Source organism: Streptomyces sp. NPDC041068, assembly GCF_040647455.1.
GTDB lineage: Bacteria > Actinomycetota > Actinomycetes > Streptomycetales > Streptomycetaceae > Streptomyces.
In genome coordinates, this window is the sequence record NZ_JBEZCG010000017.1 from 118047 (window position 1) to 139549 (window position 21503).

16 protein-coding genes are annotated in these 21503 nt (G+C 70.5%); 11 read left to right on the plus strand and 5 right to left on the minus strand.

Features of this window, described 5'->3' with window-relative positions; translation table 11 throughout:
• Positions 1-299 precede the first annotated feature (299 nt).
• The 3 genes from AB0B50_RS33785 (at position 300) to AB0B50_RS33795 (ending at position 4860) form a co-directional block, all read left to right on the plus strand.
• On the plus strand, positions 300-1169 hold the full coding sequence (locus AB0B50_RS33785; RefSeq protein ID WP_362339629.1) for a ComEA family DNA-binding protein: 870 nt from the start codon (positions 300-302) through the stop codon (positions 1167-1169).
• Positions 1166-3805: a ComEC/Rec2 family competence protein gene (locus AB0B50_RS33790; protein ID WP_362339630.1), complete on the plus strand. Its 2640-nt coding sequence runs from the start codon at positions 1166-1168 to the stop codon at positions 3803-3805. Before AB0B50_RS33785 ends, AB0B50_RS33790 begins: the two co-directional genes overlap by 4 nt.
• Positions 3806-3978: 173 nt before the next feature.
• Positions 3979-4860: a YceI family protein gene (locus tag AB0B50_RS33795; RefSeq protein ID WP_362339734.1), complete on the plus strand. Its 882-nt coding sequence runs from the start codon at positions 3979-3981 to the stop codon at positions 4858-4860.
• A 49-nt stretch (positions 4861-4909) separates the two neighbouring features.
• Here AB0B50_RS33795 and AB0B50_RS33800 read toward each other — a convergent pair whose 3' ends face one another.
• Positions 4910-5155 carry a hypothetical protein gene (locus AB0B50_RS33800; RefSeq protein WP_362339631.1) on the minus strand — a complete coding sequence of 82 codons (246 nt, stop codon included), beginning with the start codon at positions 5153-5155 and terminating at the stop codon, positions 4910-4912.
• 72 nt (positions 5156-5227) lie between these two features.
• Between AB0B50_RS33800 and holA the strand changes: the two genes are divergently transcribed.
• Entirely contained in the window at positions 5228-6214 is a 987-nt protein-coding gene (holA, locus tag AB0B50_RS33805) for a DNA polymerase III subunit delta (RefSeq protein WP_362339632.1), read from the plus strand.
• A gap of 181 nt (positions 6215-6395) precedes the next feature.
• Positions 6396-6566 (plus strand): hypothetical protein, encoded by a 171-nt coding sequence (locus AB0B50_RS33810; RefSeq protein ID WP_362339633.1) that lies wholly within the window; start codon positions 6396-6398, stop codon positions 6564-6566.
• Positions 6567-6829: 263 nt separating this feature from the next.
• On the opposite strand, the gene rpsT is transcribed toward AB0B50_RS33810, so the two are convergent.
• Entirely contained in the window at positions 6830-7090 is a 261-nt protein-coding gene (gene rpsT, locus AB0B50_RS33815; protein WP_055702434.1) for a 30S ribosomal protein S20, read from the minus strand.
• Positions 7091-7307: 217 nt separating this feature from the next.
• Here rpsT and lepA point away from each other — a divergent pair, with 217 nt between their 5' ends.
• From lepA to AB0B50_RS33835, 4 genes are all read left to right on the plus strand, one after another.
• A complete protein-coding gene (gene lepA / locus AB0B50_RS33820; RefSeq protein WP_362339634.1) occupies positions 7308-9179 on the plus strand; it encodes a translation elongation factor 4 in 1872 nt (623 codons plus the stop codon).
• 234 nt (positions 9180-9413) lie between these two features.
• A complete protein-coding gene (locus AB0B50_RS33825; protein WP_362339635.1) occupies positions 9414-9770 on the plus strand; it encodes a hypothetical protein in 357 nt (118 codons plus the stop codon).
• 192 nt (positions 9771-9962) lie between these two features.
• The gene (locus tag AB0B50_RS33830) at positions 9963-10268 is read left to right on the plus strand and encodes a hypothetical protein (protein WP_362339636.1); all 306 of its coding nucleotides are present in this window, start codon (positions 9963-9965) and stop codon (positions 10266-10268) included.
• 233 nt (positions 10269-10501) lie between these two features.
• Positions 10502-12391, plus strand: a complete 1890-nt coding sequence (locus AB0B50_RS33835) for a long-chain fatty acid--CoA ligase (RefSeq protein WP_362339637.1) — start codon at positions 10502-10504, stop codon at positions 12389-12391.
• 68 nt (positions 12392-12459) lie between these two features.
• Here the strand turns inward: AB0B50_RS33835 and AB0B50_RS33840 are convergent, their stop codons facing one another.
• A complete protein-coding gene (locus AB0B50_RS33840) occupies positions 12460-13044 on the minus strand; it encodes a response regulator (protein ID WP_362339638.1) in 585 nt (194 codons plus the stop codon).
• Positions 13045-13056: 12 nt separating this feature from the next.
• Entirely contained in the window at positions 13057-17151 is a 4095-nt protein-coding gene (locus AB0B50_RS33845) for a HAMP domain-containing protein (RefSeq protein ID WP_362339639.1), read from the minus strand.
• Positions 17152-17388: 237 nt separating this feature from the next.
• Between AB0B50_RS33845 and AB0B50_RS33850 the strand changes: the two genes are divergently transcribed.
• On the plus strand, positions 17389-19305 hold the full coding sequence (locus AB0B50_RS33850; protein WP_362339640.1) for a SpoIIE family protein phosphatase: 1917 nt from the start codon (positions 17389-17391) through the stop codon (positions 19303-19305).
• A 62-nt stretch (positions 19306-19367) separates the two neighbouring features.
• A complete protein-coding gene (gene hemW / locus AB0B50_RS33855; protein ID WP_362339641.1) occupies positions 19368-20600 on the plus strand; it encodes a radical SAM family heme chaperone HemW in 1233 nt (410 codons plus the stop codon).
• 75 nt (positions 20601-20675) lie between these two features.
• On the opposite strand, the gene AB0B50_RS33860 is transcribed toward hemW, so the two are convergent.
• On the minus strand, positions 20676-21500 hold the full coding sequence (locus AB0B50_RS33860; RefSeq protein ID WP_362339642.1) for a DUF3097 domain-containing protein: 825 nt from the start codon (positions 21498-21500) through the stop codon (positions 20676-20678).
• Between the last annotated feature and the right edge of the window lie 3 nt (positions 21501-21503).

A 21503-nucleotide genomic window follows, 5' to 3' on the forward strand; every position in this document is an offset into this window, starting at 1 on the left:
GAATTGACCAAGATCAACATCTCTTTCTCGCGGTGCCTAACGTCGTCGGCATGGCACTTCGATCACTTTCCCGGACAGCTTCTTCGACGAGCGGCCCCGGCCGCGGCCCGGCGTCCGACGGCCGCGCGAGTCACCGTCACGCCCGTGGGCGGGCCCGGCGCCGACGCGCAACGGCGGAGGCGGTGCGGCTGCGGGCGGAGACAATCTTCGCCGAGCCCCAACCGCCGCCCTCGCCCCGGTTGGACGTGGCGGCTGCGGATGCGCCACTGCTGGGCCAGGACCGGGTCACGGACGTATCCGTGCCGCGTGTGCCCGTGCCCGGGTGGGCGCGGGAGGCGGAGGCGGTGGAGGGACCCGTCCCGGAGGCGGAGGCGGCGGAAAGGCGGTCGGGGCCCTCGCGGCGGGAGCGGATGGCGCTCGCCGTGCGGGAGCGGCTGCCGGTGTGGGTGCAGTCGCGGTGCGGTCTTGAGCGGCGCGGCGTGGTCGTGCTCGTCGTGGTCCTGGCCGTCGCCGCGGCCTTCGCGGCTCAGCACTTCTGGACGGGGCGGACCCAGCCCGTGCGCCCGCCCGACATCGTGCGCGAGGCGGGCGCCGCCGCAGAGGAAGGTGCGGAACCGGCTCCCTCGCCGGGGCCTCCGGCACCGGCGGGGCAGGCTTCGGCGGGTGCGGGCGGCGCGGGTGCCGGAGCGGCCGGTGGCGGTGCCGCCGGGGAGATCGTCGTGGACGTCAGTGGGAAGGTCCGTAGCCCCGGGGTTCATCAACTGCCCGCGGGGTCCCGCGTGACCGACGCCTTGAAGGCCGCCGGTGGGGTCCGACCCGGCACCGACCTGGACGGCCTCAACCGCGCGCGGTTCCTCATGGACGGCGAACAGGTGGTCGTGGGAGGCCCGCAGCCGGCCGCGGGGACCGGCGGAGCAGCGGGCAGCAGCAGCGGTGCCGGTACAGGACCGGCGGGAGCGGGCGGGGCGGCGGCCACCGCGCCGATCGGACTGAACACGGCGACCGCGGAGCAGCTCGACGAACTTCCGGGCGTGGGGCCCGTGCTGGCGCAGCACATCATCGACTACCGCACCGAGCACGGCGGGTTCCGCTCCGTCGAAGAGCTCCGCGAGGTCAACGGCATCGGCGACCGGCGCTTCGCCGATCTCCAGGATCTCGTACGGCCATGAGGCGCCCGGCAGTTCATGTCGCCTCGGGACACCGCCTCGGTGCCTCGCACCCCCGGCAGGAAGGGCCGGCCGACCTCCGTCTCGTGCCGCCTGCGCTCGCGGCGTGGGCAGCGGCCGCAGTGATGCTGGACGCCCCACCTCGATGGGCGGTCGCCACCGTGGCGGTCTGCGGGGTGGCGGCCGGTGCCCTGTTGCTGACGCGGACGGTCCGAGGCCGGTGGGCGCACGGAGCCGGAGGGCACGGGCAGTCGCCGGGGCGACGGCGCGCATGGGGGCGGCACACATGGGGGCGGCTGTCGGTGGCGGCGGTTCTGCTCTGCGTCGCGGGGGCGACAGCCTCGGCGGCTCTGCACGGAGCGGATCTGCATCGCGGGCCGGTCCCCGAGCTGGCACGGGGATACGCGGAAGTGGAGGCGGAGTTGAAGGTCACGTCCGACCCCCGGCGCACCCGGCCCCGCGTCGCGAGCGCGCATGCGATGCCGCCCGCCGTCGTGCTGGACGCCGAGATCGTCCGCGTCACGGAGGCGGACGGCGCGTCGACCGTGACGCGCGCCCCGGTGCTGGTCGTCGTGCGGACGGAGCCGAAGGGGTCCGGCGGCGGTGCCTGGCTCTCCCTGCTGCCGTCGACGCGGCTGCGGGTGCAGGCCCGCTTGGCTCCGCCGTTGCCGCAGGGGGACCGAGTCGCGGCCGTGCTCCGGGTGGCCGGGGAGCGGATGCCGCGCATGGTCGGGGCGCCCTCCGCACCGCAGCGGCTGGCCGGGAAGCTGCGGGGCGGGCTGAGGGAGGCCACGGACGGGCTGCCCGCCGATGCCCGCGCGCTGCTTCCGGGGCTTGTGATCGGGGACACCTCGCGGGTGCCCGCCGAGCTGGAGCAGGCCTTCCGGGACACCGACCTCGTCCATCTGCTCGCCGTCAGCGGGGCCAATCTCACGATCGTCCTCGTCCTGCTCATCGGGCCGCCGGGTACTGCCCAGCGAGTCGAACGGCGCGGGCTCGCGCCGAAGTTGGGTATTCCGCTGCGGACGACCGCCCTGCTCGGTGGGTTGCTCACGCTCGGGTTCGTCATCGTCTGCCGACCGGACCCGAGCGTGTTGCGGGCCGCGGCGTGTGGGCTGATCGCGCTCCTCGCCATCGCCACGGGGCGGCGCAGATCGCTGATCCCGGCGCTTGCGGCGGCGGTGCTGCTGCTCGTCCTGTACGACCCGTGGCTGGCGCGGAGCCATGGCTTCCTGCTCTCCGTCCTCGCCACCGGCGCGCTGCTCACCCTCGCGCCGCGCTGGGGTGCCGCGCTGCGCAGGCGCGGGGTGCCGCCGAGATTCGCCGACGCGCTGGCCGCGGCGGCCGCCGCGCAGGCGGTGTGCGCGCCCGTCGTCGCCGTCCTCGCGGCCCGGGTGAGCCTGGTCGCGGTGCCGTGCAATCTCCTGGCCGAGTCCGCCGTCGCGCCGGCCACCGTGCTCGGCTTCGCCGCGCTGGCCGCGGCGCCGGCGGCGATGCCGGTCGCCAAGGCACTGGCCTGGGGCGCGAGTTGGCCCACCGAGTGGATCGCGGAGATCGCCCGCACCGGGGCCGCGTTGCCCGGTAGCGGGATCGACTGGCCGGGTGGCTGGTGGGGAGGACTCCTGCTCGCGCTCGCCACGGTGTCCCTCGTCCTGGCGGGGCGCAGGCTCGCGCGACGTCCCTGGCTCGCCGCGGCCTGTGCCCTGCTGCTCCTCCTGGTGATCATCCAGCCGCCACCCGTCACCCGGGTGATCGCGGGCTGGCCGCCCCAGGGGTGGCGCCTGGTGATGTGTGACGTGGGGCAGGGCGACGCCACAGTGCTCGCGGCGGGGGACGGTGCCGGGGTGGTGGTCGACGCGGGGCCCGATCCGGTGGCGGCCGACCGTTGCCTGCGGTCGCTCGGGGTCAGCCGGGTGCCGCTCGTGCTGCTCACGCACTTCCACGCCGACCATGTCGCAGGGCTGCCGGGCGTGCTGCGGGGGCGTGAGGTGGGGGCGATCCAGACGACGGGGTACCAGGAGCCGCCGGAGCAGGCCGAGTTCGTGCGGGAGCAGGCGGCGGCCGCGCGCATTCCGGTGACGCGGGCCGTGGCGGGGGAGCGGCGCCGTGCGCAGGGGCTGGACTGGCGGGTGCTCTGGCCCCCGGCAGGGCCGGAGCCGCGGCCCGAGGGGCCGAACGACGCGAGCGTCACGTTGCTCGTGCGGACGGCGGGGCTGACGCTGCTGCTCCTCGGGGATCTCGAACCGCCCGCCCAGCGAGCCCTGCTGCGTACCCCGGCGGCCGAGTCGCTCGCCTCCGTGGACGTGCTGAAGGTCGCCCATCACGGCTCGGCCCAGCAGGATCCGGAGCTGCTGCGCAGAGCGGCGCCGCGGCTGGCGCTGATCTCCTGCGGCGCGGACAACTCGTACGGCCACCCCGCGCCCGTGACGCTCGCGGCGCTGCGGGCCGGGGGAGCGCAGGTGCTGCGGACGGACAGGGATGGCGCGATCGCGGTGGTGGGATCGGGGCCAGGGGTGGCGCCGCGGCTCGAAGTGGCCACGAGCCCGCCCTGGAGCGGGCCCGGGGCGCTTCGAGGAGGCCGTCCTGGCCCCGGGGGGATGGGGACCGCTTTGGGGCTACCGCGGGGAACCCCGCTGTGACCTGGTGAGACGCAGAAAGGGAGGAGCCATTTCGGACTACTCGCAACACTTCCAACGCATCGTCAGTATTCCTGCGATGTGGGTTCGTGTTGCATGTAAAGCCGCAACGGTGATCGAATGCCTTTTCGTTGCAGTTTGCAGGTGTTGTCAAGTGACGCGGGGGTGTGTCGCACGTGTTCGGCCGCTGGCTGGGAAACCGTACGAATCGGGCTGGACGGACAGGGCCGCTGTCGGCGCTTCCGGTTCCGCCGGGCGCGGGGGTGCTCAGCTGCCGGGTCCTCGACCCGGTCAACGAGCCCGTGCGGAACGCGGAGTTCGCCGTCACTGACGCCGCTGGGCGCAAGATCGTCAGCGGGGGCACGGATCCGTTCGGCTCGTTCATGACGACCGTTCCGGCGGGCGACTACCGTCTGGCGGTCTCGGCGGAGGGGTTCACCCCGTACCGGGCGAGCGCCACCGTCGGGGAGGGCGCGCACGCCTCGCTCGGCGACGTCATGCTCCAGCTCGCCCAGCCGGCGGCGCTGCCCGAGCCCGGGGACTGGGAGATCGACCCCATGCACTCCTCGGTCGCCTTCACCGCCCGCCATATCGGCCTCGCCCGCATCCGCGGCCGGTTCAACAGCTTCGCGGGCGCGATACGGCTCGGCGAGCGCATGGAGGAATCCGCGATGCACGTCGTCATCGACGCGGCCTCCATCGACACCGCGGTCCAGATGCGCGACGACCATCTGCGCTCCGGTGACTTCCTCGACGTGGGGCGCTTTCCGACGATGGAGTTCTACAGCGACCGCTTCGTGCACAAGGGCGGCAACCGTTGGGCGATATCGGGCGGCCTGACGCTGCACGGCGTGACGCGCACGGTCACGCTCGACACCGAGTACCTCGGGGTCGGTCAGGGGTTGGAGGGCGAGACCCGCGTCGCCTGCCGGGCCAGCACCGAACTGCACCGCGACGACTTCACGATCACCTGGCAGACGATGCTCGCGCGCGGCATCGCGGCCGTCGGGCACAGCATCACGATCGACCTCGACATCCAGGTCATCCGCAAGAAGTGACGCTCGGGGCGCCGGGACGGCGCACCGCGCCCCAGGGTCCTCCAGGCGGCTAGGGGGCCTCCAGCCAGCCCTCGTGCTCGGCGGCCAACTCGTCGAGCGCCGCCGGGTCGAGGCGGGAGTCGGGGTCCTCGACCACGACCAGCCACTGGGCGTCCTCGGCGTCGTCCTCGCCGGCCAGCGCGTCGCGTACGAGCTGGGGCTCTTCGGCGACGCCGAAGCGGTCGGGCAGCTCTTCGGCGACCTCCTCCGCGGCATCGCGGTCGGGCAGCACCAGGACATGTCGTACGTCGCTCACGTGACCCATTCTCCGATACGGGAGAGGCCGTCCGGGACGGAGTGTCAGTGCCGCGTGGGATGCTTGACCGCGATGGCCAGGAAGACAGCTAACGACGATCCGCTCGCTCCTCTCACGCTCGCCGTGGGGCAGGAGGACCTGCTCCTCGACCGCGCCGTGCAGCAGGTGGTCGCGGCCGCCCGCGCCGCCGACGCGGACACGGACGTGCGTGACCTCACCCCCGACCAGCTGCAGCCCGGCACGCTCGCCGAGCTGACCAGCCCCTCGCTCTTCGCCGAGCGCAAGGTCGTCGTCGTGCGGAACGCGCAGGATCTGTCGGCCGACACGGTCAAGGACGTGAAGGCGTACTTCGGGGCGCCCGTCGAGGAGATCACCCTCGTCCTGCTGCACGCGGGCGGCGCCAAGGGCAAGGGCCTGCTGGACGCGGCCCGCAAGGCGGGGGCGCGCGAGGTCGCCTGCCCCAAGATGACCAAGCCCGCGGACCGCCTCTCGTTCGTCAAGAACGAGTTCCGCACGCTGGGCCGCTCGGCGACCCCGGAGGCCTGCCAGGCCCTGGTCGACTCGATCGGCAGCGATCTGCGCGAGCTCGCCTCCGCGGTCTCGCAGCTGGTGGCGGACATCGAGGGCACGATCGACGAGGCCGTCGTCGGCCGGTACTACACGGGCCGGGCCGAGGCCTCCAGCTTCACGGTGGCCGACCGGGCCGTCGAGGGCCGCGCCGCCGAGGCGCTCGAAGCGCTGCGCTGGTCCCTGTCGACCGGTGTCGCCCCCGTCATGATCACCAGCGCCCTCGCGCAGGGCGTGCGGGCGATCGGCAAGCTCTCCTCCGCGCGCGGCGGCCGCCCCGCCGACCTCGCCCGTGAGCTGGGCATGCCGCCCTGGAAGATCGACCGCGTGCGCCAGCAGATGCGCGGCTGGACCCCGGACGGCGTGGCCACCGCGCTCACCGCCATCGCGGCCGCCGACGCGGGCGTCAAGGGCGGTGGCGACGACCCGGAGTACGCCTTGGAGAAGGCGGTGGTAGCCATCGCCCGAGCCGCCAGATCCCGCCGGGGCTGACCCTGCGGGACCTCGCGCAGAGATCCTGCGGGACCCCGCACAGAGGCCCTGCGGGACCCCGCGCAGAGCCCCTGCGAGGGACCCGCGCAGAGCCCCTGCGAGGGACCCGCACAGAGATCTAGCCACCCACCCCACGGGCCGCGTCCAGCTGCCCCTGCGTCAGTGCCGGTACCGCGATCGGGTGCGCCTCGGCACCGAGCGGTACGGCGCCGTCGACCTGCTCTACCACGGCCCGGGTGCGACCGGCATCGACGAGGGCCCGAAGCCGATCACCGAGACGGACGCCGACGACGTCCGCGAGGCCATACGCTGGATGTACCCGGCGGCCGACGTGGTGAACAAGGCCGCATAGCGCCGAAGGCGCAACGAAGGCGCGACGAAGGAACAAACCGGAAGCCCCGTCCCGCCGACCTGGGGAAGGTCGGTGGAACGGGGCTTCCGTTCACGCTGTGTGGATCCGTACCCGCGTGGCGAACGCAGTCGTGTACGGATCCGGGGGTGCCGGTCGGGAGCGGAAGAGAGGGCCCGCTGGGTCCCGGCCCGGCGTCAAATCAAGTGAGCGTCGTCGTCAGCCGCCGAAACGGCCGCCGAAGCACTCAGCAGAGGCTTCAGCCCTTAGAGGGACGCGGCCTTCGAAGCAAGCGCCGACTTCTTGTTGGCGGCCTGGTTCTTGTGGATGACACCCTTGGAGACGGCCTTGTCGAGCTGGCGCGTGGCCTCACGCGTGAGCTCGGCAGCCTTCTGGGCGTCACCGGCGGCAACGGCCTCGCGGGCCTTGCGGATCGCGGTCTTCAGGGAAGACTTGACCGCCTTGTTGCGCTGACGCGCCTTCTCGTTGGTCTTGATCCGCTTGATCTGGGACTTGATGTTCGCCACGAAAGAGCCTTTTCAGGTTCAGGTACTGCAGAGGTACTGCAGATGAGTGTTTCCGACATGCGTCTCGACGCTGAGAGGGCTACGAGACACAGCTGCCCACGGTACCAGCCGCCCTCCGACCGGCCCAAACCGAGCGCAGTCCCTCACCCATGGGACGATGGAACCTACGTATAGATCCGACCCGAGGCGACAGGCGCCTCAAGAGACAGGACCCTGCGTGCCCGCGACCCCTAAGAATGTGCCCGAGCCGAGCCGTACCGACCCGGCGCTGATCCGCAATTTCTGCATCATCGCGCACATCGACCACGGCAAGTCCACGCTCGCCGACCGCATGCTCCAGCTCACCGGTGTGGTGGAGCAGCGGCAGATGCGTGCTCAGTACCTCGACCGGATGGACATCGAGCGCGAGCGCGGCATCACGATCAAGTCCCAGGCGGTGCGTCTGCCCTGGGCCCCGACCGGGGGCCCGGACGAGGGCAGTACCCACATCCTCAACATGATCGACACCCCGGGCCACGTGGACTTCACGTATGAAGTCTCGCGTTCGCTCGCGGCCTGCGAGGGCACGATCCTCCTCGTCGACGCGGCCCAGGGCATCGAGGCCCAGACCCTCGCCAACCTCTACCTGGCGATGGAGAACGACCTCAAGATCATCCCGGTCCTCAACAAGATCGACCTGCCGGCCGCCCAGCCGGAGAAGTTCTCCGAGGAGCTCGCCAACCTCATCGGCTGCGAGCCCGAGGACGTCCTGAAGGTCTCCGCGAAGACCGGCATGGGCGTCGAGGCGCTGCTCGACAAGGTCGTCGCCGAGATCCCGGCCCCGGTCGGCGTCAAGGACGCCCCGGCCCGCGCGATGATCTTCGACTCGGTCTACGACTCCTACCGCGGCGTCGTGACGTACGTACGAGTGGTCGACGGCCAGCTCAACAAGCGCGAGCGGATCCGGATGATGTCCACCGGCGCCACCCACGAGCTGCTCGAGATCGGCACCAACTCGCCCGAGATGCTGGCCGCCGACGGCCTCGGCGTCGGCGAGGTGGGCTACCTCATCACCGGCGTGAAGGACGTCCGCCAGTCCAAGGTCGGTGACACGATCACCTCCCTGCACAAGGGCGCCACCGAGGCCCTCGGCGGCTACAAGGACCCGAAGCCGATGGTCTTCTCGGGCCTGTATCCGCTGGACGGCTCGGACTACCCCGAGCTGCGCGACGCCCTGGACAAGCTGCAGCTCAACGACGCCGCGCTCGTCTACGAGCCCGAGACGTCCGCCGCGCTCGGCTTCGGCTTCCGCGTCGGCTTCCTCGGCCTGCTGCACCTCGACGTGATCCGCGAGCGCCTGGAGCGCGAGTTCGGTCTCGACCTGATCGCCACCGCCCCCAACGTGGTCTACCGCGTGATCATGGAGGACGGCACCGAGCACACGGTCACCAACCCGAGCGAGTTTCCCGAGGGCAAGATCGACGAGGTCTTCGAGCCCGTCGTGCGCGCCACGATCCTCGCCCCCAGCGAGTTCATCGGCTCGATCATGGAGCTGTGCCAGAACCGGCGCGGCGTCATGCTCGGCATGGACTACCTCTCCGAGGACCGCGTCGAGATCCGCTACACGCTGCCGCTCGCGGAGATCGTCTTCGACTTCTTCGACCAGCTGAAGTCCAAGACCCGTGGGTACGCCTCGCTGGACTACGAGCCCACGGGCGAGCAGTCCGCGCAGCTCGTCAAGGTCGACATCCTGCTGCACGGCGACAAGGTCGACGCCTTCTCGGCGATCACGCACAAGGACGCGGCGTACGCGTACGGCGTGCGGCTCGTCGCCAAGCTGCGCGAGCTCATCCCGCGGCAGGCCTTCGAGGTGCCCGTGCAGGCCGCGATCGGCTCCCGGGTCATCGCGCGCGAGACCATCCGCGCCATCCGCAAGGACGTCCTCGCCAAGTGCTACGGCGGTGACATCTCCCGTAAGCGGAAGCTGCTCGAGAAGCAGAAGGAGGGCAAGAAGCGCATGAAGATGGTCGGCTCCGTCGAGGTGCCGCAGGAGGCCTTCATCGCGGTGCTCTCCAGCGACGACAGTGGTGGCGGCAAGGCCAAGAAGTAGCCGCTCCGCGGGGCCCGGCCCCTGTCGTACCGACGTAAATGGCGTCTGTCCTTACTCCGGACAGACGCCTTTTGCGTTGATGTGAGAATTAGAAAAGCACCTGCGACATTTGGGTGATTGGAAAAAAACCCGTCACTTAAGAGTTTCCGCAGACCGGGGCGCCCCGTTACGAAGGATGGAAGACGGCGTTCCGAGCGGCCAGCAAGACGCTCGGGCGGCACGACGGTCGTGACCGTGAAGGACGCCTCTTCGGAAAGGGATGCTGAAGTGAAGTACACCAAGGCTGCTGCGGTCGTTGCCGGAACCATGATGGCCCTGGGCGCCGGCGCGCCTGCGTTCGCCGACGACGTCGACAACGCTCCGGCGAAGGCCGATGACCAGCTGGTGGACAGCAGCACGGTCTCGAAGAACGAGGTCAAGAACCCGCTGAAGGACATCAACGCCGAGGTCATCGTCAACGGCGTCAGCAAGGTCGCCGACAAGCTGGCGACCAAGAACGACCTGGCCTCGAAGACGAACGCTCTGCAGGGCGCCAGCGCCCGCGCCATCGAGGGCACCCCGATGATGGGTGGCCTGCCCCTCGGCGGCTGAATTCCCCGGCGCATGCCGTGTCATTTCCTCGAGCAGTGACACGGCCGCGCACCCCACGGGCCCGGTGCTGAAAAGCGCCGGGCCCGTGTTTGTATTTCTATTGGTCTCTTGGGGTGTTGTGTCGACGCAGGCGAATCAACGGCGTTACGTTCGGTAAATTCTGGTTACCGTTCCAGTTCGAAGGAGGTTTACATGAATAAGAACGTAATCGCACGCCTGGTCGGCGGATTTCTCGCGGCTTTCCTGTTGGTGGGGGCCACGGCGGCCACCGCGTCGGCGGACGACGGCCCGGCCGTGCAGAGCAAGGTCAACACCGGCATCAGCGTCGGAGGGCTGCTCGACGTCGGTTCCAGCAGCAACGTCAACGGCACGGACGCCAACACCGGCATCAAGATCGGTGGGCCTGCCGGCATCTCGACGTCGGTGAGCAACGACACCAATGTGGGCATCGACATCCTCACGGATCTCGCCGCCAGCGTCACCGCCGCGATCGGTTGACGTCACTCCTGTCACGACAGGTCGGAACGGGCCCACGGCGCATCGGCGCGGTGGGCCCGTTCCGTTTGGGTGTCTGTAGGAAGTGACAGGCAGCAGCCCCTTACGCACCGGGCGTCGGCGCTCTACTCTGATCACCACTCGTAGGTTACTCGCAAGTTAAACAAGTAGCCGACAGGGATGTAAGAAGCAGCCGCCAGCCAGTTCGCCGCACTGTCGTGGGCCCGGAGGATGTCGTGAGCGACACACAGACCTTGATCGAGAACCGTCCGCCCTCCGTGGCGCATCTCTTCCTGGAGCGCGTGGCGGCCACGCCGGATGCCGAGGCCTACCGCTACCCCGTCCCAGCTGCCTCCGGCGAGGGCCCCGACGACTGGAGGGCGCTCAGCTGGTCGCAGGCCGCCGACCGGGTCCACGCCATCGCGGCGGGGCTGATCGAGCTCGGTCTGCAGCCCGAGGACCGTGTCTCCCTCGCCTCGTCCACGCGGGTCGAGTGGATCCTCTGCGACCTCGGCATCATGTGTGCGGGTGCGGCCACCACGACCATCTATCCGCAGACCAATGCCGAGGAGTCCGGGTACATCCTGGCCGACTCGGGCAGCCGGGTGCTGATCGCCGAGGACGCCGCGCAGCTCGCCAAGGCGCGCGAGAAGCGGGCCGAGCTGCCCGAGCTGCGGCATGTCGTGGTGCTCGATGCCGAGGGCGCGGAGCCGGTCGACGGCGACCCCGAGGGCTTCGTCCTCACGCTGGCCGAGCTGGAGGTGCGCGGCGCCGCGTACCTGGAGAAGAACCCGGAGCTCATCAAGGACCGGATCGCGGCGATCACCGCCGACCAGCTCGCGACGCTGATCTACACCTCCGGCACCACCGGCAAGCCCAAGGGTGTGCGCCTGCCGCACGACAACTGGTCGTACATGGCCAAGGCCATCGCGGCGACCGGGCTGCTCACGGCCGACGACGTGCAGTACCTGTGGCTGCCGCTCGCGCACGTCTTCGGCAAGGTGCTGACCTCCGGGCAGATCGAGCTCGGGCACGTCACCGCGGTCGACGGCCGCGTGGACAAGATCATCGAGAACCTGCCGGTGGTGCAGCCGACGTACATGGCCGCGGTGCCCCGCATCTTCGAGAAGGTCTACAACGGCGTCGTGGCCAAGGCGCGGGCCGGCGGCGGGGCCAAGTACAAGATCTTCCAGTGGGCCGCCGAGGTGTCCCGCGAGTACGCGAAGACCAGCCAGGACAACTTCCGCAGGACCGGCACCGCTTCGGTGCCCTTCGGGCTCGGTGCCAAGCACAAGGTCGCCGACGCGCTCGTCTACTCCAAGCTGCGCGAGGCCTTCGGCGGGCGACTGCGCGCCGCGGTGTCGGGATCGGCGGCGCTCGCGCCCGAGATCGGGTACTTCTTCGCGGGAGCCGGGATCCACATCCTTGAGGGGTACGGGCTGACCGAGTCCTCCGCGGCCTCCTTCGTGAACCCCGGCGAGGCCTACCGCACCGGCACCGTCGGCAAGCCGCTGCCCGGCACCGAGGTGCGGATCGCGGACGACGGCGAGATCCTGCTGCGCGGTCCCGGCATCATGGAGGGATACCACGGGCTGCCGGACAAGACGGCCGAAGTGCTCGAATCCGACGGGTGGTTCCACACCGGGGACATCGGCGAGCTGTCCGTCGACGGGTACCTGCGGATCACCGACCGCAAGAAGGACCTCATCAAGACGTCCGGCGGCAAGTACATCGCGCCCGCCGAGGTCGAGGGGCAGTTCAAGGCGGTGTGTCCGTACGTGTCCAACATCCTGGTGCACGGCGCCGACCGGAACTTCTGCACCGCGCTCATCGCCCTCGACGAACCCGCCATCCTCGGCTGGGCCAAGGAGAACGGGCAGGACGGCAAGTCGTATGCCGACGTGTGCGCGAACCCCGCGACGGTCGAGCTCATCGAGGGGTACGTCAAGGAGCTCAACGAAGGCCTGCAGCGCTGGCAGACCATCAAGAAGTTCCGGCTCCTGCCGCGCGACCTGGACATCGAGCACGGCGAACTGACGCCCAGCCTGAAGCTGAAGCGTCCGGTCGTCGAGCGGGAGTACAAGCACCTCATCGAGGAGATGTACGCGGGCTCGCGCGAGGCGTGAGCCCCGGGCGGGGGCTCCTGGTGCGGGCCCCGGGCGCGGGGCCCCTCGGGCTCATGGCGGGCGGGGTGCTAGACGCCCCGCCCGCGGCGCATTTCCTGCACCAGTTCCTCCATGTGCGTCACTTGGCGGCGAAGTTCGAGGACGTCCTTCAGGCTGCTCGCCGCCATATGGGTCTCGATCGCCGAGAGGCGCGCGGCCAGCTCGTCGAACTGGCGTTGCTCGCGGGCCAGTATCCGCTCCAACTGCCGGTTCTTGCGGTGCAGTTCGAGGAAGACGGTGACCTTGGCGCGCAGCACCCAGGGGTCGAACGGTTTGGTGAGGTAGTCCGCGGCGCCCGTCGCGTACCCGCGGAAGGCGTAGCCCGCGTCGTTGTCCGTGCCCGTCAGGAAGATGATGGGCACGTCCTTGGTCTGGTCGAGGCGCTTGATGTTCGACGCGGTCTCGAAGCCGTCCATGCCGGGCATCCGGACGTCCAGGAGGATCACGGCGAATCGTTGCCGCAGAATCGCCTTCATGGCTTCCTCGCCCGAACGGGCGCGCACCAATGGCTCGTTCAACGACCCCAGGACTGCTTCTAGTGCCATCAGGTTGTCCTCCATGTCGTCGACAAGGAGGATGCTCGCGCGGTTGTCGGTCGTGGACTCTGCGCTCATGGTCACGGTGCCTCATTCGGTTGTCGGCGGAACAGCGCTTTCTCCCTGGGCACTTGCCTGTTCCACGGCGACGGACTCTGAATCGGGGGAGGTGGACTGCTCGGCTGCTTTTGCGCCCTCCGGGTCCAGGAGGGAGCAGACGACGCCGAGCAGTTGGTCCACGTCCACAGGTTTCGGGACATAGTCGGTGGCGCCCTGCGAGATGGCCTTCTCGCGGTCCCCGGGCATGGCCTTCGCGGTGAGGGCGACGATGGGCAGACCCCGCCAGCGGGGGGTGCGGCGGATCGCTGCCATGGTTTCGTACCCATCCATCTCCGGCATCATGATGTCCATCAGGACGATGTCGACGTCCGGGTTGCGCTCCAGCGTCTCGATGCCCTCGCGGCCGTTCTCCGCGTAGAGGACGGGCATGCCGACGCGGCTCAGTACGTGGGTGAGTGCGAAGACGTTGCGGATGTCGTCGTCGACGATCAGCACCCGGCGGCCCGGCAGTATGCGGCCCGCGCGGCCTTCCTTCCACTCCTCCAGTTTGGTGGGGGTGGGCCAGCTGTCGTCGGGTTCCAGGGCGGTGTGCGGGCGCAGGGCGGCCTGTTCGATGGGCTCCGGCAGGTGCTGGGTGCGCGAGGCGGCGTACGCGATGGCGGCCGCGCCGTGACCGGGGTGCACCACGGGAACGTACAGCGAGAAGGTCGAGCCCTGGCCGGGATGGCTCTGTGCGGTGATGCGGCCGCCGAGCAGGCCCGCGATCTCGCGGCTGATGGAGAGGCCGAGGCCGGTGCCGCCGTACTTGCGGTTGGTGGTGCCGTCGGCCTGCTGGAACGCCTCGAAGATCACCGGGAGTTGCTCGGACGGGATGCCGATGCCGGTGTCGCTGACGGCGAAGCAGAGCAGGTCGTCGTTGTCGTGGAGGATGCGGTCGACCGAGTTGTCCTTCACGCGGCTGACGCGCAGCTCGATGCTGCCCGACGAGGTGAACTTGACCGCGTTCGACAGGAGGTTGCGCAGGATCTGCTGGAGGCGCTGTTCGTCGGAGAACATCTCGCGCGGCACGTCCTCGCCCACCGACACGTCGAAAGCAAGACCCCGGTCGAGGGTGAGCGGGCGGAACGTCGCGTGGACGTAGTCGAGGACCTTGATGAGCGGGAGCTTCTTGGGGCGTACGTCCATCCTGCCCGCCTCGATCTTCGACAAATCCAGGATGTCGTTGATGAGCTGGAGCAGATCGGAGCCGGAGCGGTGGATCGTCGTCGCGAACTGCACCTCCTGGTCGGAGAGGTGGTTGTCGGGGTTGTCGGAGAGCAGCCGGGCCAGGATCAGGAGGGAGTTGAGCGGCGTGCGCAGCTCGTGCGACATGTTCGCGAGGAACTCCGACTTGTACTGCGAACTCGTGGCGAGCAGGGCCGCCTTCTCCTCCAGCTCCGCGTTCGAGCGGCGCAGCTCGGCCTGCTGGCGCTGGAGTTCGTCCGAGCGCTCCTGGAGCTGAGTGGCCAGGCGCTGGGACTCGCCGAGCAGCGACTCCGTACGGGAGTTGGCGATGATGGTGTTGATCGCGACGCCGATGGTGTTCACGAACTGGTCGAAGAAGGCCAGGTGGACGTCGGAGAAGCGGGAGAACGTCGCCAGCTCGATCACGCCGAGCAGTTTGTCCTCGAAGAGGATCGGGATGATGACGACCGTGGCGGGCGCGGCGTCGCCGAGCCCTGAATGGATCTTGATGTAGTCCGGCGGGACCTCTTCGACGAGGATGCGCTTCTTCTCCAGGGCCGCCTGGCGCACCAGGCCCTGTGCGGGCATGCCGCCGGTGTCGACGACGGAGCCCTGTGCGGAGCCGTACCCGGCGATGAAGGCGAGGCCCTTCGCGGTGACCTGGGTGGGCGCAGGGGCCTCCGCCGTGTCCGGGTCGGCCAGGAAGAAGGCGCCGTACTGCGCGTTCACCAGCGGGGTCAGCTCGCGCAGGATCAGGTCGGCGACCTCCATCAGGTCGCGGTGGCCCTGCATCAGGCCGGCCAGGCGGGCGAGGTTGGACTCCAGCCAGTCCTTGGCGCGGGTGGTCTCGCGGAGGTTGGAGACCATGAGGTTGATGTTGTCCTTGAGCTCGGAGACCTCGCCGCGCGTCTCGACCGTGATGGCGCGGGTCATGTCGCCCTGCGCCACCGCGGAGGCCACCTCGGCGATGGCGCGCACCTGGGTGGTGAGGTTCAGCGCCAGCTCGTTCACGTTCGTCGTCAGGCGCTTCCACGTGCCGTACACGCCCTCGACCCGGGCCTGGCCGCCCAGTTGGCCCTCGGAGCCCACCTCGCGGGCCACGCGGGTCACCTCGGAGGAGAACGAGGAGAGCGTGTCCACCATGGTGTTGATGGTGGTCTTCAGCTCCAGGATCTCGCCGCGCGCGTCCACGTCGATCTTCTTGGAGAGGTCGCCCTGGGCCACCGCCGTCGCGACCTGCGCGATGTTGCGGACCTGGCCCGTGAGGTTGTCCGCCATGTAGTTGACGTTGTCGGTGAGGTCCTTCCACACACCGGAGACGCCGAGGACCTGCGCGCGCCCGCCGAGCCGGCCGTCCGTGCCGACCTCGCGGGCCACGCGGGTGACCTCGTCGGCGAAGGCGCGCAGCTGCTCCACCATGGTGTTGACGGTGTCCTTCAGCTCCAGGATCTCCCCGCGCGCCGTCACCGTGATCATCTTGGAGAGGTCGCCGTTGGCGACGGCGGTGGTGACCTGGGCGATGTTGCGGACCTGTGAAGTGAGGTTCGACGCCATGAAGTTGACGTTGTCGGTGAGGTCCTTCCACACGCCCGAGACGCCGCGGACCTGCGCCTGACCGCCGAGGTTTCCTTCGGTGCCGACCTCGCGGGCGACGCGGGTGACCTCGTCGGCGAAGGCGGAGAGCTGGTCCACCATCGTGTTGATCGTCGACTTCAGTTCGAGGATCTCGCCCTTCGCCTCGACCGTGATCTTCTTGCCGAGGTCACCCTGGGCGACTGCCGTCGACACGAGCGCGATGTTGCGGACCTGCGAAGTGAGGTTGTCCGCCATGAAGTTGACGTTGTCGGTGAGGTCCTTCCAGACGCCGGAGACGCCCCGCACCTGGGCGCGGCCACCGAGGTTTCCTTCGGTGCCGACCTCGCGGGCGACGCGGGTGACCTCGTCGGCGAAGGCGGAGAGCTGGTCCACCATCGTGTTCACCGTCGACTTCAGCTCCAGGATCTCGCCCCGGGCGTCGACGGTGATCTTCTGGCTCAGGTCGCCGTTGGCGACGGCGGTGGTGACCTGGGCGATGTTGCGGACCTGCGAGGTGAGGTTCGACGCCATGAAGTTGACGTTGTCGGTGAGGTCCTTCCACACGCCCGACACGCCGCGTGCCTGGGCGCGGCCGCCCAACTGGCCCTCCGTGCCCACCTCGCGCGCCACACGCGTCACTTCGGCGGCGAACGCGGAGAGCTGCTCCACCATCGTGTTCACGGTGAGCTTCAGTTCGAGGAGCTCGCCCGTCGCCTCGACGGTGACCGTGCGGGTCAGGTCTCCCTGGGCCACGGCCGTGGTCACCAGGGCGATGTCCCTCACCTGGGCGGTGAGCCGTGCCGCCATCGTGTTGACGGCTTCGGTCACGTCCCGCCAACTGCCCGACAGGCCCCGCACCTTCGCGCGTCCGCCGAGGCGCCCCTCCGTGCCGACCTCGCGGGCGACGCGCGTGACTTCGCCCGTGAAGAGGGACAGCTGGTCGACCATCGTGTTGACGGCGCGGCCGAGCCGGCGCAGATCGCCCCGGAGTTCACGGGTGCCGTCGTGCAGGTCGACGCGCTGCGTGAGGTCACCGCCCGCGACCGCGTTCAGTACGCGGGTGGCGTTGGCCGCCGGGGCGACCAGGGAGTCCAGGAGGGTGTTGACCTCCGTGACACGGGCGGCCCACCTCCCCTGTCCGGGGCTCGCGGCGAAGCGCTCGTCCAGGCGGCCGTGCCGGATGATCTCCCGGCGTACGCGGACGAGTTCGCCGTCGAAGTGGAGGGAGCGGTCCACCATCTCGTTGAAGACCGAGCACAGCTCAGCCGTCAGGCCGTCGCCGACGGGCGTGACCTTGGCGAATTCCCCGTCCCGCGCGGCCCGCATGGCGGCGAGAAGAGGGCGCAGCTGTGTGGCGGTCGGTTCCGTACCGACGCCTCCGGGGGCATCGGAATCGGCCGTCTGCGCGGGAGCTGGAATCCGGCCAGGTTTAAGCGCAGGCATAGCACTGTTCTCACTCATAGCGGCCCACTTCAGTGACTCGGTGCTTATGGGCATGGTCAGTCTGTCACTCTGTCGGTGTCGCCTGAGGCGTATTCGACCGAACTGCTCAGGAGCCGCACCGTGGGGTCCATTCCGATGCAACGGGAGACCGAATATCGCTCCTCCGTCACAGCCCCGGACCGACCGGGGCCACCGGCGGTGGTGCGTACGTCGCTGCCCGGAAACCCGCTGGCTCCCGCCGCGGCGCGCAGATTCGTGCGCGCGGCGCTCGCCGACTGGACCGAGCTGGGGGTGTCCGCGGCCGGGGGCTTCACCGACCGCCTGGCCGACGACTCGGTGCTCCTGGTCAGCGAGTTGGTGACGAACGCCGTCGTGCACGCGGGCACCGCAGTGGAGCTGCTGTGCCGCCTCGACGGTGCCGTCCCCGGCGAGAGCAACGAGTTCCTCGTCATCGAGGTCTCCGACCACCACCCCTCCCGCGCCGTGCGCAACGAACAGGGACCGCCGCCGTCCGGCACCCCCGAGTACGGCCGCGGTCTCCAACTCGTCGCGACCCTCTCCGAGTCCTGGGGCATCACCTACCGCACGGGCACCAAGACCGTCTGGGCCCGGCTGCCCATCGAGGGCGTCCAGGCCGTCCACGAGATCGAGTCGTACGCGAGCGAACAGGCGCTGCAGCGCGGACTGCGCGCCGCCGAGATCCTCGCGCCGCTCCCCAAGCGGGCCACGCACGACACGGACTGGGTCAACCGCGGCGCGCTGACCTTCCTCGCGGAGGCGTCCGACCTGCTGGCCGGGCAGTTCGACGAGGACCTGGTGGCCGCCCTGGCCGGACAGCTCCTTGTGCCGCGCCTCGCGGACTGGTGCGCGGTGTGGCTCCACGACACCTCCGAAGGGGTGGGGCGCGGGACCGACGGCGGCCAGGGAGCACGGCTCGCCCGCGTCTGGCACACCAGTGAGCACCGGATAGAGGAGCTGCGCCGGGTCCTGGAGAAGGAGCCGCCGCGGCTGCCCGACGCGGCGGGCTCGGGCGCCTTCCCCGTCCCCTGGCCCGGCGAGGCGCTGGCGGGCGACTCGTCCGGCACGGCGCTCGCGTACCGCCTGGCCGCGGGCGGGCGTGCGCTCGGCGCGCTCGTCATCGGCCGGGCGGGGCTGGTGCGCTTCCCCGACGAAGTCACCGGTCTCATCGAGGACTTCAGCCGCCGCGTGGCGCTCGCGATCAGCACCGCGCGCCGCTATCAGCGCCAGGCCAACATCAGTCAGGTCCTCCAGCGCGGGCTGCTGCCCAGCCAGGTCGCGCAGATCCCCGGCGTGGACAGCGGCGTGGTGTACGAGCCACGGGACAAGGGCGGTCCCGGCGGCGACTTCTACGACGTGTTTCAGGCGGGCGAGGGCCGTTGGTGCTTCGCGCTCGGCGACGTCCAGGGCAAGGGCCCCGAGGCGGCGGTCGTCATCGGCCTCGCCCGGCCCTGGCTGCGGCTGCTCGCCCGCGAGGGCTACCAGGTCGCCGAGGTCCTGGACCGGCTCAACCAGCTGCTCCTGGACGACGCGACCGAGGCGGCGGACGCGGCCGCGGCGGTCGTCGCGGTGGCGGGCGGCCAGGGCGTCCCGCCGGACGGGCCCACATCGCGCTTCCTCTCGCTCCTGTACGGCGAGCTGGTTCCGTACGAAGGGGGCGTGCGGTGCACCATCGCGTGCGCCGGGCATCCACTGCCGCTCCTGCTGTCCCCGGAGGGGGAGGTGCGGGAGGCGGCCACTCCGCAGATGCTGCTGGGCGTCGTCGACGACGAGACGTACACGAGCGTGAGCTTCGAGCTGCGGGCCGGCGAGACGCTGCTGTGCGTCACGGACGGGGTGACCGAGCGGCGCTCGGGGCGGCTGCAGTTCGACGACGGGGACGGGCTCGCCCGTGCCCTTGCCGGGTGTGCGGGGCTGGACGCGGGGCTCGTGGCGGAGCGGATCCGGCGGCTCGTGCACGAGTTCTCGGAGCGGCCGCCGGACGACGATCTTGCGTTGCTGGTGTTGCAGGCGCGGTGATCGCGAGGCGGCCTTGAGGGCGGGACATCCGGGGGCTCCTTGCGTGCGGGACAATCGAAGGCATGCCTTCCGCACTGCCCGATGGTGAGCCCATGCCCGAGGACGGGGCGCTGCCCGCGTCCGCCCTGGACGGCGCGGCCGCCCGCCCCCTCGGCTTCTACCTGCACGTTCCGTACTGCGCCACGCGCTGCGGGTACTGCGACTTCAACACCTACACGGCGACCGAGCTGCGCGGCTCCGGCGGTGTGCTCGCCTCCCGTGACAACTACGCCGACACCCTGATCGACGAGGTGCGGCTCGCGCGGAAGGTCCTGGGCGACGACCCGCGGCCCGTGCGGACCGTCTTCGTCGGGGGCGGGACGCCCACGCTGCTGGCCGCGAAGGATCTCGTACGGATGCTGGGTGCCGTACGGGACGAGTTCGGGCTCGCGGACGACGCGGAGATCACGACCGAGGCCAATCCCGAGTCCGTCGACGCGGATTATCTGGGCGAGCTGCGGGCCGGTGGGTTCAACCGGGTCTCCTTCGGCATGCAGAGTGCCAAGCAGCATGTCCTGAAGATCCTCGACCGTACGCATACGCCCGGACGTCCCGAGGCGTGTGTCGCCGAGGCGCGGGCGGCGGGCTTCGAGCACGTGAACCTCGACCTGATCTACGGCACGCCGGGGGAGACGGACGACGACTGGCGGGCCTCGCTCGACGCGGCGATCGGGGCCGGGCCCGACCACGTCAGCGCCTATGCGCTGATCGTGGAGGAGGGGACGCAGCTGGCGCGGCGGATTCGGCGCGGGGAGGTCCCCATGACCGACGACGACGTGCACGCGGACCGGTATCTCATCGCCGACGAGGTGCTCGGGGGTGCGGGGTTCGATTGGTACGAGGTGTCCAACTGGGCCACGTCCGAGGCCGGGCGGTGCCTGCACAACGAGCTGTACTGGCGGGGGGCCGACTGGTGGGGGGCCGGGCCGGGGGCGCACAGCCATGTGGGGGGCGTGCGGTGGTGGAACGTGAAGCATCCCGGCGCGTACGCGGGGGCGCTGGCCGGTGGCGGGTCGCCCGGGGCCGGGCGTGAGGTGCTGTCCGCCGAGGACCGGCGGGTGGAGCGGATTCTGCTGGAGCTGCGGTTGCGGGAGGGGTGCCCGCTGTCGCTGCTGCGGGAGGCGGGGCTCGCGGCGGCTGCGCGGGCGCGGGACGAAGGCCTGCTGGAGGCCGGGCCGTACGCGGAGGGGCGGGCGGTGTTGACGTTGCGGGGGCGGTTGCTGGCCGATGCGGTGGTTCGGGACCTGGTGGACTGAGGGGGTCTTGGGGAGGGCGGGCGCAGCCCGGAGCCGCCCGGTGCCGAGGAAGGAAGCGGGCCCCGCCCGGAGGGGCTACGGCAGGGTGACGAAGTCGATCAGTTCTTCCACCCGGCCCAGGAGTTGCGGCTCCAGGTCCTTGTACGTGTGGACCGAGGACAGGATGTGCTGCCAGGCCGCGCCCGTGTTCTCCGGCCAGCCCAGGGCCCTGCACACGCCCGTCTTCCAGTCCTGGCCCCGCGGGACCCGGGGCCAGGCGGCGATGCCCACCGAGGACGGCTTCACCGCTTCCCACACGTCGATGTACGGATGGCCGACCACCAGGGCGTGCGCGCTGGTGACTTCGGCCGCGATGCGGGACTCCTTGGAGCCGGGGACCAGGTGGTCGACCAGGACGCCCAGGCGCGCGTCGGGGCCCGGCGCGAACTCCGCGACGATCGCGGGGAGGTCGTCGATGCCCTCCAGGTACTCCACGACGACGCCTTCGATGCGCAGGTCGTCGCCCCAGACCCGCTCCACAAGATCGGCGTCGTGACGGCCCTCCACGTAGATGCGCCCGGCGCGGGCGACCCTGGCCCGCGCGCCGGGGACCGCCACCGAGCCGGACGCCGTACGCGTGGGGCGGGGCGGGGGAGCCGGTGCCGTCGTGGTCGGGCGGACGAGGGTGACCGTGCGGCCCTCCAGGAGGAAGCCCCGCGGCTCCATCGGGAAGACGCGGTGCTTGCCGAAGCGGTCCTCCAGCGTCACCGTCGGGCCCTGCGCCGTCTTCTCGCAGCGGATCACCGCCCCGCAGAAACCGGTGCTCAGCTCCTCGACCACGAGGCCGACGTCCGCCGCCACCTCGGGGACCGGCTTCGGCTTCTTCCAGGGCGGCGTGAGGTCGGCGGAGTACTGGCGCATTCC

Excerpts from the sequence above, each read along its gene's own strand:
- hemW (WP_362339641.1), top strand. The coding sequence starts at position 19,368 with ATGCCTTCCGCACTGCCCGATGGTGAGCCCATGCCCGAGGACGGGGCG.
- AB0B50_RS33790 (WP_362339630.1), top strand. The coding sequence starts at position 1,166 with ATGAGGCGCCCGGCAGTTCATGTCGCCTCGGGACACCGCCTCGGTGCC.
- AB0B50_RS33830 (WP_362339636.1), top strand. The coding sequence starts at position 9,963 with ATGAATAAGAACGTAATCGCACGCCTGGTCGGCGGATTTCTCGCGGCT.
- holA (WP_362339632.1), top strand. The coding sequence starts at position 5,228 with ATGGCCAGGAAGACAGCTAACGACGATCCGCTCGCTCCTCTCACGCTC.
- AB0B50_RS33860 (WP_362339642.1), bottom strand. The coding sequence starts at position 21,500 with ATGCGCCAGTACTCCGCCGACCTCACGCCGCCCTGGAAGAAGCCGAAG.
- AB0B50_RS33840 (WP_362339638.1), bottom strand. The coding sequence starts at position 13,044 with ATGAGCGCAGAGTCCACGACCGACAACCGCGCGAGCATCCTCCTTGTC.
- AB0B50_RS33845 (WP_362339639.1), bottom strand. The coding sequence starts at position 17,151 with ATGCGGGCCGCGCGGGACGGGGAATTCGCCAAGGTCACGCCCGTCGGC.